The organism is Pantoea dispersa (assembly GCF_014155765.1).
In the GTDB taxonomy this organism is placed as follows: Bacteria; Pseudomonadota; Gammaproteobacteria; order Enterobacterales; family Enterobacteriaceae; genus Pantoea; species Pantoea dispersa.
The window spans coordinates 1-10,746 of the sequence record NZ_SCKT01000013.1 but is presented as its reverse complement, the minus strand read 5'-3'; the positions used below and the strand labels follow the sequence as shown (position 1 = coordinate 10,746).

Sequence of the window (10,746 nt, the reverse complement as noted above, 5' to 3'; positions counted from 1 at the left end):
CCCGCCCTGTGCGGCCGCCTCACCTTCCGCCTGCTCCGCGCAGGCATGCGAGAGAAATCATGAAACAGATCCTGAAACTGGCCGCCATTGCGCTGGCCATGAGCACCGCTTTGCCCTCAGCACCATCGAGTGCGGCTGAGGCTGCAGACTTTACCCCCGCGCAGCAGGCCCGCATTGGTGAAATTGCCGCTGACTACCTGGTGGCGCATCCCGACGTGCTCATTGAGGTGAGCAAAAAGCTGCAGGCGCGCCAGCAGGCGATGCTGCAGCAGGCTTACGTGCAGTCTGCGCTTAAAGCTCACCGGCTGCTGATGCAGCTCGACGGCGTACCGGTTAAGGGGCCGGCGGATTCGAAGGTCATCGTTACGGAGTTCTTTGACTACGAATGCATCGCCTGCAGCATGATGGCGCCGGTGATGGAAAAGGTGATAGCCGCCAACGCCGGCGTACGCTTTGCCTTCCGCGACTGGACCATCTTTGCCGCACGCTATCCGGAATCGACGCTGGCCTCGCACCGCGGGCTGGGTATTTACCGCAGGCAGGGCGCGGAGGCCTACATGGCCTTCCACAACGGGATTTACCGGACCGGGCACAACGAGGGGAAACTCACGGCAGAGGATATTGAAAAGGTGGCTACGGCCGCCGGCGCAGGTACGGCTTCCGGTGATGGCAGTGCTGCCTCCGACAGGCTCATCGAAAACAACGACGCGCTGGCGGAGATGCTGGGACTGACGGGCACGCCGGGCATTATCGTCATGCCGGCTGAGAATGCCACGGCAGACAACACCACCGTCATCCCGGGCGTCGTCAGTGAAGACGTCCTGCAGCAGGCCATCCTCCGCGCAGGCGGAAACTAAAAAAGCCCGGTGCAGAACCGGGCAACCAGCAGCGAGGGCATTATCAGAATGGTTTCACTGCCGGCGCGTGAGGGGGTATCGGCCATCCCGCCAGAACCTTTACCCCCTGACAGCCACGTCGTTCAGGCTGTTCGTTCCTCGCGCCGCTGCGGTACGCCTCAGCCTGAACGCCCTGCCCGTCGCATCAATGGCGATCGTCCGCGATCGTTCCGCTGAATAATGAAAAATTACCCGTCCCCCGTGCTCTCTGTCGTTTCAGCGTCCCGCCAGGCGCAGAACTGCGTTAAGCCACAACCGCAGTTGTGATGACGGTCACGGTAAAATTTATCGGTGAACTTTTTTTATCCATACGATTCGTGCTATGTGCAATCTGTGCTGGATTTAACCGGTTGAGATGGGTATTCTTTTCAGAATTCGCCGGGCGGCGATCCTTTTTAGATCCCTGTCGAATACTGTGGTGGTTGACGACGGGGATGTGCGAAAACCTGTGGCCGGACATGCGCGGCGCGGGCAGAATTGAACCGGATGGGACGTATCCGTTAAAACGTCCAGGGTACGGAGCGCGGGATTTACCGGGCTCTGAATGCAAAAACCCCCCGAAATCTGGATTCAACTTGGCGGAAGAGTCAGAAATCAGGGGGTCCAAAAGCAGGCGCTGGCCTGTGAAGGATTATAACGCATGCAGTTCATAAGACAACCCCTGTCCGCCATAAGTTCAGGACAGGGTGAATGACCAGATTTTAATCGGGTTAAACGACCCGACCTCCAGACCTGACGGGCGCCATCGCGGCGATCACGCCGTCACCTGCAAATGTCCTGAGCCTGTCTGGTTCGCGCCGCAGAACTATCGCCCGCTGCCGGGCGAGTTCGGCCACGCCATGCGCCGGCTCGTCGTGAAAGACCAGGCCACCGGCCAGCTGCGCCTGCGCCAGCGGATCTCACGCAATCCGTATTTCGTCAGGCTGCGCCACGCGGCCGGCCGCGAGCGCGACTTCCGGCCGGAGCGCCGCGCGCTGATTGACGCGATCATTCCATTGCTGATACAGCGCGCTGATATAGCCACCTGGGTAGTCACCGTTAACGTTGGCAGTCTCGCAGAAGAGCTCAGCCCGAAAGATGAGAACGGCGACGTCATACCCGGCACCCGGGTCGAGCCGTGCCGGCTGTCGCGCCTTTTTCCGGAGCTGGCGCGATACGGGCTGCTGGAGATGCCTTCGCTTGAGTGGGATCCGGTTGAGAAATTCTGGATGCCGCGTCATATCGTGCTCACCGATCGTTTCTGGCAGCTGTGCGGCGTCAACATGGATAAGCTGTATTTCCAGCGTAACGAGCGCCTTGTAGCTGAAGCGGAGGGCATTATCGAGCCGGGTACGCATGAATCGGTGCGCGCTGCCCGCCAGCGCTGGTATGAGAACATGCGCATGGCCACGCTGCTGAAGCGGCGTGAAAAGGCCGTGAAAGAGAAGCGCCGCAAAAAGCTGGGCAAACTTCCGCTCGACGAGCGCCGTACGGCGATGGCCAGCTGGCTTATCCGGACGCTGCCGAACCACGAGCTGATGAACACCGACGCGGACGCCTTTGACCGCCTGGTGTGGCAGAACCTGAACCAGCTGGAGCTCGGTCTCGGCTACGAGCCCGCCCCGCCCGACGTCGTCCACTGACGAACACCTGCGAATTTTACCGCCTTGACTGGCGGTAAAGGCGTTTGTGCCGCAGATAAAATCGCGTATTTCCGGCCCGTAGCGGCATCCTTTTTCCCGCAAAATATCCCACATTCGCGCCGCTCTCCGGTCGCGGAATTTTTTATCCACAGTTATCCGCAATCGTAAAGCGTGACTTACCTGCAAACAGATCTGAAATTACCCGCAAAACATTCCTGACTTACGTCAGAAAGAATTAATCAGAAAAGATAAATAAGGTGTTCATGCCGGCATTCTGCGGGGATAAATAAGGCCTTCACTTGCAGCGACCGTAAACGTCCGCGCCGCTCAGAATCTGAAGCACCTCCCGCTCACGCGGGCCCCCTCCCGAGTAGTTAGTTACAACAGACAAAAAATTCACTGTAATCATCCAGTCCTGAACCATCCAGCCCCTCTCAGGCCGGACCCGAGCCGTACCTGAAGCCCGGTTGCCCCCACTGACCAGCCCCGGCCGCCCGGCCCGGAGGGCCGGAACTGCAGTGGCTGATAAATGGATGCTGTAACTACAGAGTCTGAACCGCTTTGTAACCAGAGGCCCGCGGTTTCTTTCTTTCGTCTCCGACCGTCCGACTGATAAGCTGCTGACAGGCCGCTGCTTAAACGGCGTCAGTCAGGGCGGGGTTGGGCTTTCGCCACCATCGGCCCTGTAACCGGCTGTGCCGGGCTAACGGCGCCAGCTGGCATCTGAGCCGTCCTGAACGGTTTCTGGCGCCTCCATGCCGCTCACGCGGCATTCACAGGACTGGCTGCGCACTGCTCGCCCGTCCGGCTACGTCTGAGAGGTTAATGCGATGCAGATGGCTCAACAGCAGCACGGGGAGCTGGAGAGGGTTTACACCATGATCGGCGCCGTGGCCATGGCCGGCGATGGTCTTGAAACCACGCGGCTACGGATTGCCGGCTTTATCCGCGGAGAACTGGCCAGAACGCAGGCATGGTCGCCGGAGATGGAAACGGTCATGCTGGGTGCGATCGAGACGCTGGAAATCTATCCTGACCAGGAGGTTGTGGAGAGGCACCGGGATTGCGGCGACTGGGTTCTCTCAGGGCTGATGACGTCCTGAAATGCCGGATCTCAGTGCCAGTTTATTCTGTGGTATGGGCGCTGTTACCGGCTCCGCCGGGCTCACTGCGCCCGATGGCATCAGTGCCGTCCTGAATGGTTTCTGACGCTTCCATGCCGCTCATGCGGCATTCAGGGGCCGGCTGCGCACTGCTTGCCTGCTTCTATCAAAATCCTCGTTATAAATGGTATCAAGCCACGCATAATTCAGCCGATATAGTGAACAGGTCCCGCATAGAAACAGGAATAAAATGAAACTATTAACCAGCTTAACTCTGGCTGCAGCTGTTCTTTTGACAGGCTGTGCAATACAACCGCAATCTTCTGCTCCCCTCTATCTGAAAACGGAAATGCAGTCGTAAGCGTCTCAATTAGACCGTCTGTGCAGCAGACTCCGGTTCCGGGGAAATAGTGTCCATCATTTTTAATGGACACTATCGTGTGAAACACCGGACATGGCTTCTTGAGGTACTTCGCCTCCACTTTGAAGAAAAACTGCCGTGTATTGAGGCTGGACGCCGGTTAGGCATCCCCAAAACCACGGCCTGCGAACTCTTTGTTCGCTTCAGGAAGGCAGGTCTGTCCTGGCCTTTGCCACCACGAATCAACGCAAAAAATCTGGATAAACGCCTTTACCGACAGGCATCCCGAAAATCCCCCGTTCCACCCCGTGCCCCGGTCCCCTGCAAAATCCCTGTCGCCCGCAAGCGACCACGACGCCCCAACTTCTCCCGCGACTTCAAAATCGCTCTGGTGGAGCAGTCGATGCAGCCCGGCGTCAGCGTGGCTCAGCTTGCCCGCGAAAATAACATTAATGATAATCTGCTGTTCAACTGGCGGCGCCTTTATCAGCAGGGGCTGCTGGCTGCACGGACAGACGCTCCACTCATGCTGCCCGTGATGCTCGCTGCTGAATCCGGCCCCGAGCCGACTCATCTTCCCTCCGCTCTGAGCGACGGAGCTACCTGCTGTGAGCTGGTTCTGCCCGTCGGGACGCTTCGTATCAGTGGAAAGCTGACGCCAGAGCTGCTCAGGATGCTTATCCGTGAAATGCAGGGAGGATGCCGGTGATATCACTCCCTGCGGGCTCCCGCATCTGGCTGGTCGCCGGCGTGAGGGACATGCGCAACGGCTTCAATGGCCTTGCTTCCAGGGTGCAGAACACGTTATGGGATGACCCCTTCAGCGGGCATCTGTTCATCTTCCGGGGGCGTCGCGGCGACATGATAAAGATACTGTGGGCGCAACGGGATGGCCTGTGCCTGTTCACCAAACGGCTGGAGCGGGGACGCTTCGTGTGGCCGGTGACCCGCGACGGTAAAGTCGACCTGACGCCGGCGCAGCTGTCGATGCTGCTGGAAGGCATTAACTGGAAACATCCGCAGCGGACGGAACGCCCTGGAATACGCATATAACCTGCTGTAAAGTGGGGTTATGGACTTCTCATACCCTGATGAAAACGCCCGGCTCAGGGCACTGCTGCAGGAGCAGCAGACCACCCTCCGCAAAATGGTGGAGTATAACCGCCTGCTCTCACAGCGGGTGGCGGCGTACGCCAGCGAAATATACCGGCTGAAGGCGCTGGTTGCTAAGCTGCAGCGTATGCAGTTCGGCAAAAGCTCCGAAAAGCTGCGTGAGAAAACGGCCCGTCAGGTGCGCGAGGCAGAGGAGCGCATCGGTGCCCTGCAGGAGGAGATGGCGGAAGTACTGGGTGAGCAACATGACCCGGTGCTCCCGCAGCCGCTTCGCCAGTCTTCTGCCCGTAAACCGCTTCCTGCCGCGCTTCCCCGCGAAACCCGCACGCTGCCGCCGACAGAAACCGCCTGCCCGGCGTGTGGTGGAGAGCTCAGCGCGCTGGGCTGCGACGTATCGGAGCAGCTGGAGCTTATCAGCAGCGCCTTTAAGGTTATCGAAACGCAGCGTCCAAAACTGGCCTGCTGCAGCTGTGACCACATCGTTCAGACAGCCATGCCGTCAAAACCCATTGAGCGCAGTTATGCAGGCCCCGGCCTGCTGGCGCGCATCGTCACGGCGAAGTTCGGCGAGCACACGCCGCACTACCGTCAGTCGGAGATATACCGCCGTCAGGGTGTGGAGCTGAGCCGGGCCACGCTGGGGCGCTGGTCCGGCGCGGTCAGCGAACTGCTGGAGCCACTGTACGACCTGCTGCGCCAGTACGTGCTGATGCCGGGCAAAGTGCATACCGACGATATCCCGGTGCCGGTGCAGGAGCCGGGCAGCGGTAAAACCCGCACGGCCCGGCTGTGGGTCTACGTGCGGGATGACCGCAACGCGGGGTCACAGCTTCCACCGGCGGTGTGGTTCGCGTACTCGCCGGACCGGAATGGCGTTCATCCACAACAGCACCTTGCCGGGTACAGCGGTGTCCTGCAGGCGGACGCGTACGGTGGCTACAACGCGCTGTACGAAGAAGGACGCATAAGGGAAGCGGCCTGCATGGCACACGCGCGGCGAAAAATCCACGACGTTCACGTCCGGACACCAACAGACATTACCACTGAAGCGCTGAAGCGCATCGGTGAGTTGTATGCCATCGAGGCAGAGATACGCGGCAGCCCGGCAGACGAACGGCTGGCGGTACGAAAAGAACAGACCGTCCCACTGATGCAGTCGCTGTATGACTGGGTGCAGGGGCAGATGAAGGTGCTGTCGCGCCACTCAGATACGGCGAAGGCGTTCGCGTACCTGCTTAAGCAGTGGGACGCGCTGAACCTGTACTGCAGCAATGGCTGGGCGGAAATCGACAACAATATCGCTGAGAACGCGCTGCGTGGCGTTGCCCTGGGCAGGAAAAACTGGCTGTTCGCCGGTTCAGACGCGGGTGGGGAGCATGCAGCCGTCCTGTACTCACTTATCGGGGCCTGCAGGCTGAACGGAGTGGAGCCGGAGGCGTGGTTGCGCTATGTGCCGGGTCATATCCAGGACTGGCCGGTAAACAGGCTGCGCGACCTGCTGCCGTGGAAAGCTGACCTGCCGCCCGCGACGGGATGATATCTCAGAACCGGTAGCTTACCTGCAGCGAGCCCTGACTGTCGCGGTAGCCACCGCCTCCGGCCTGCTGCGTGAACACCAGGGCGCCCGACAGGCTCCTCGACAGACGCCCCTCTACACCCGTTTTCAGCTCGGCCACGTTCCGGCTCCCCCGCACATCATCCGTTTCTTCATTCATGCGCACGCCGTACACCTGTGTGTTGTGCAGCCAGTTCACCTCCACGAACGGCTGGAACTCGCGCACGGTCTGCTGGTCCAGCCGGCTTTTCCCGTTCAGGTAGGTTCTGAGTCCCAGGCGGGTGGTGACCCCGTCGTTTCCCGTCCCCTGCACGCGGGTGCCGCCCGCCTCGGTGTGGTCATCCGCCCGGATGCCGGACCAGACGGCCTGCGCGTGCGGTTCAAGGAACAGGCGGTTCTCCGTTCCGCTGCGGCTCTGCCAGCGTCCCGCCAGCCAGGCATAGCCGCCCTCCAGCGACGCCTTTATTCCCTGACTGTTGTAGCGCTCCACAGGCAGCATATCCCCTGAGACCTCGTTGCGGAACCAGTTGTACTGCGCCCACGTCTCGGCCCATGCGCCGGTTTTGGCCTCTGCGTTCTGGTACCACGTGCCGTACACCCCTGCACTGTATCCGCTCACGCTGCCCTTTGCGTCCCGGCCGGTCAGGCCGTTGTGTGAGCCGCTGTCCGCCCGGCCGTAGCCGCCCATAAGGCCGGCGTGAAGCGCGTCCGTGCCGTTTGTGGAGCCCTGAATAATATCCCCGCCCAGTTGCAGTACGTAGCGGTTAGTCTGAGTGCGGTTCTGGCCGTCCGCCATGGACGCGCGCCCGTGGCTGCCCAGATTACGCATCCACAGGCTGGTCGTACGGGCCTCCCCCGTTACCGGGTCGCTGTAGCGCGTTTCCCCGCTGCGGTCCCGCATTGACAGGTCAAACAGGGTATTCGCCGCCTGAAGGTTAGCCGTGTAGGCCGACGCCTCGGGGCGATACATGCGGACTGGCTCAGGTGAAGGCCCGGGAGAAGGTGTGGGGTCAGGGACTGATGCGAAGGCAGTGCTGGTCAGGTACCAGCCCGCCGTGTCGGTACCCGAAACGTTTCCTTTGCGCAGCCTGTAGTCGTAGGCACCGGCCACCACGCGGTTACCCAGCGAGAACACGGCGTCAGAGCGCCCGCCCACGCTGATGAGCTGGATGCCGTCCAGCGTCTGCGCGCCGCCGCCGTTCTCATTGGTCACGAAGAGGGTGCTGGCGCCGCTTGTGTTGCCGGTCACCACGAGGCGGTCAGTCAGGGAGTCATCGCCGCCCAGCACGCTGCCGAGCGATACCGAGCTGCCGGGCAGTCCGGTGTAGTCACCGTTAACCGTCAGGGTGTTGCCCGCGCTGGCCGGGGTGGGATTCAGCACGAGGCTTCCGCGGTTGGTCAGGCTGGCATTAATGACTGAGGAGGCGTTTTTTTCCGTACTGAAGAGCAGTGTGCCGTTCTGTGACAGGGCACCGTCAAGGATACTGCCGCTTTCCAGGGTCAGGGTGCCGTTATTTACCGTGCCGTTAGCGGCGGACCAGCGGGCAGATGGTGAGAGCGTCAGTGAACTGCCGGACGTGACGGTAATCTTGTCCACGCTTGCGTTATTCGTGGCGGTGAACGCTGCGGACGAGTTTCCATCCCCCACGAACACTGCAGAGCCCGCCTGACCGGTTAATGCGCCGTTAATAACCGCTCTGGTCCCACTGATATAAATAGCTGAGTTGCCAAGGTAAACAGAGCCATCAAGCAATCCTGAGTTGTGAATACCGCCGCTAATGTTGCCTGAATTGTATACAGACCAGTTTCCCCCTCTGATTGTGCCGCTGTTTACAATCTGAGAGATGTTACCGGCATTGCTTATACCCGTGTCTGCCCCCTGAATGATTCCACCAGACTCATTGAGGATACTGCCAATCGTTCCTTCGTTGAGAATACCATTGCCGACGGAGCCCGTAATGGTGCCCGTATTGTCAATTTTACCTATCCGGTTGGTTATTCCACTCGTTGTAAGGTTAGTAATACCTGTCGCAGCTTTGATTTTCCCGTTATTAAAAACCGCGTCAATTGATGAAAGGTTATAAAGGGCGGTGGTGTAATTGTCGTTTCCGGTCAGATCGCTGTTGAGGGCCATATTGGTGATCAGGGAATCATTCTGCAGTGTGCCGCTGTTTGTAAAATCCCCAATAAACCCTGAAACGTTATAAACGGCGGCAATACCTGTCCCTCCGGTCACGGATATAAGTCCGTCATTAATAAAGTCATCAATGTGAGTTTCGTTTGACACCCCAGGCCCGTTACTGGCTATGCGTATACCCGTGTAAGCAGAAGTGATGGTGCCACCATTACCAAACACTTCCAGATTGTTGTCCGGAATATAGACCGCGACGCCACCCACGCCCTCACGGGTAACATCAACAGAAGCTCCCTGAGCCACCGAGAAAAAACCCAGTGACGGCGAAACCGTACATTCTTCGGTTTCCTGACTGGTGACGGTCTGTGAATCGTCATCGGCAACCGAGTCACAGACACTGGCTGCCACTGATGAAAATGAAAGTAAATTTAAACTCATCAGGCTGACGGTCCACAATACGTGCTTTTTTTCATGAATCATTTTGAACCCCGTTCAGGAAAAAACTTCATAAATACTGGCGTGAAATAAGCGAAGTCTGGTTTCATCAATACATATATCTGATGCTTTAAAGATTCCGGCTCAAATGACTTTTCCCTTTAAGACTGGCTGCTTTCGGAGGCTCTTTTTAGCAAGAGGCTCCTGGTGATTTTTTTCCCTAACTGTACCGAGGGTATTTCAACCAGCCTGAACACCACTGACGCTATTCCCGTGCTTATGACGACTGACAGTATAAATACTGCCGGGTTACCGTTTTGCATCGCCGATGAAGGTAAAGCGTTTTTGATAAAAAGCATCACCGGGTAATGAACCAGGTACAGTGAGTAAGAAATATCACCCAGAAATGACAGCGCGCGAATGTTTACGGTTTTTATATGGCAGCTCAGCGCAATGACCGAAGCCATAATTACCAGCGCCGGCCAGAAGCCGCCGCTCATGCCGAAAACCTGCGGCCCGGTGATGGTGACAAAAGTAATGGCTAAAGCGAGAGCACCCCACGCCACTGTCCGGATAACGCGGGAGTCACTGATTTTGTTATTCACCATCAGTTCTGCCAGAAACATACCCGCAATGAATTCAAAAACAACCGTGTTGCTGGCAATTTTAATCCAGCCCTGCCACCAGTGCGAGACGACCATTTCAGGCGACACCTGTGAGGAGAAGCTGAAGCTGCCGTTATAAAAGAGCTGAAATCCCACCATGGTAGCCATAAAAATCAGTGCGCAGAGACAGCTGCGGTAGCGATAACTGAGACGCATGGAAAGGGCAAAAACGGCGTAGAACATGACTTCATAGGACAGCGTCCAGGGTGGCCCCAGCGGGCTGTAACCAAACGTCGGCCCCTGACTGCTGTAATCCTGAAGGCAGAAATAAAGGACACATGACATCTGGCCGATGGTCCGTTCAGGGTAAACAAAGACAAGCGAGGCGAGCCAGATCAGAAAGAGGGGAGGCCATATGCGGAAAAAACGCTTAATTAAAAATGTATCGGCCCGCTCCGGTACCTGGCGGGTGATGAACGTCATAATGAAACCACTGACGATGAAAAAAACATCGACACCCAGGGCGCCGGGAATGTGGTTTACCCAGTATTCCCCCAGAAAGGCAGAATTATGGGCAATGACCACAAGTAAGGCCGCCAGTCCGCGTACGTACTGAATAGTCAGAATTCTCACGGTTTAAAGCCCACTCTCTGAACGGAAATTATTAAGAAATACTTAATTTATCAGCATTCCCCTTACCAGACCAGATACCGACCGGAACTAAAATGAGCGCAGGGCATAGCGGGTCATACGGCAGACTCTCCCCTGACAAACTCACACTGACGTTCAGTACTGGCACCTCACCGGCACTTAGCCCGGACTTTCACGGTTACCACCGTTATGAAAAGACTGTTTTGGACACCGCTTTTCAGTACCGGTGTTAATCAGAGTAATGCCTGAATTTTGTGGGAGTTGTGTTATT

8 protein-coding genes are annotated in these 10,746 nt (G+C 57.9%); 6 read left to right on the top strand and 2 right to left on the bottom strand.

What is annotated here, in order from left to right:
* Window positions 1–59: 59 nt before the first annotated feature.
* From H7K56_RS22295 to tnpC, 6 genes are all read left to right on the top strand, one after another.
* Window positions 60–857 carry a DsbA family protein gene (locus tag H7K56_RS22295; protein ID WP_150059898.1) on the top strand — a complete coding sequence of 266 codons (798 nt, stop codon included), beginning with the start codon at window positions 60–62 and terminating at the stop codon, window positions 855–857.
* 725 nt (window positions 858–1,582) lie between these two features.
* Window positions 1,583–2,518: a plasmid replication initiator RepA gene (gene repA / locus H7K56_RS22290; protein ID WP_150361401.1), complete on the top strand. Its 936-nt coding sequence runs from the start codon at window positions 1,583–1,585 to the stop codon at window positions 2,516–2,518.
* 836 nt (window positions 2,519–3,354) lie between these two features.
* Window positions 3,355–3,621: a hypothetical protein gene (locus H7K56_RS22285; RefSeq protein ID WP_150059889.1), complete on the top strand. Its 267-nt coding sequence runs from the start codon at window positions 3,355–3,357 to the stop codon at window positions 3,619–3,621.
* A gap of 410 nt (window positions 3,622–4,031) precedes the next feature.
* Complete coding sequence (gene tnpA, locus H7K56_RS22280; protein WP_150059888.1) at window positions 4,032–4,691, top strand: IS66-like element accessory protein TnpA; 660 nt, start codon at window positions 4,032–4,034, stop codon at window positions 4,689–4,691.
* On the top strand, window positions 4,688–5,035 hold the full coding sequence (gene tnpB, locus H7K56_RS22275) for an IS66 family insertion sequence element accessory protein TnpB (protein ID WP_150059887.1): 348 nt from the start codon (window positions 4,688–4,690) through the stop codon (window positions 5,033–5,035). Before tnpA ends, tnpB begins: the two co-directional genes overlap by 4 nt.
* A 19-nt stretch (window positions 5,036–5,054) precedes the next feature.
* Window positions 5,055–6,632: an IS66 family transposase gene (gene tnpC / locus H7K56_RS22270; RefSeq protein WP_150059886.1), complete on the top strand. Its 1,578-nt coding sequence runs from the start codon at window positions 5,055–5,057 to the stop codon at window positions 6,630–6,632.
* A 4-nt stretch (window positions 6,633–6,636) separates the two neighbouring features.
* On the opposite strand, the gene H7K56_RS22265 is transcribed toward tnpC, so the two are convergent.
* Window positions 6,637–9,264: an autotransporter outer membrane beta-barrel domain-containing protein gene (locus H7K56_RS22265; RefSeq protein WP_223815742.1), complete on the bottom strand. Its 2,628-nt coding sequence runs from the start codon at window positions 9,262–9,264 to the stop codon at window positions 6,637–6,639.
* Window positions 9,265–9,380: 116 nt separating this feature from the next.
* Window positions 9,381–10,457: an acyltransferase family protein gene (locus H7K56_RS22260; RefSeq protein ID WP_150059885.1), complete on the bottom strand. Its 1,077-nt coding sequence runs from the start codon at window positions 10,455–10,457 to the stop codon at window positions 9,381–9,383.
* Window positions 10,458–10,746: the final 289 nt, after the last annotated feature.

Excerpts from the sequence above, each read along its gene's own strand:
- H7K56_RS22265 (WP_223815742.1), bottom strand. The coding sequence starts at position 9,264 with ATGATTCATGAAAAAAAGCACGTATTGTGGACCGTCAGCCTGATGAGT.
- H7K56_RS22285 (WP_150059889.1), top strand. The coding sequence starts at position 3,355 with ATGGCTCAACAGCAGCACGGGGAGCTGGAGAGGGTTTACACCATGATC.
- H7K56_RS22295 (WP_150059898.1), top strand. The coding sequence starts at position 60 with ATGAAACAGATCCTGAAACTGGCCGCCATTGCGCTGGCCATGAGCACC.
- tnpC (WP_150059886.1), top strand. The coding sequence starts at position 5,055 with ATGGACTTCTCATACCCTGATGAAAACGCCCGGCTCAGGGCACTGCTG.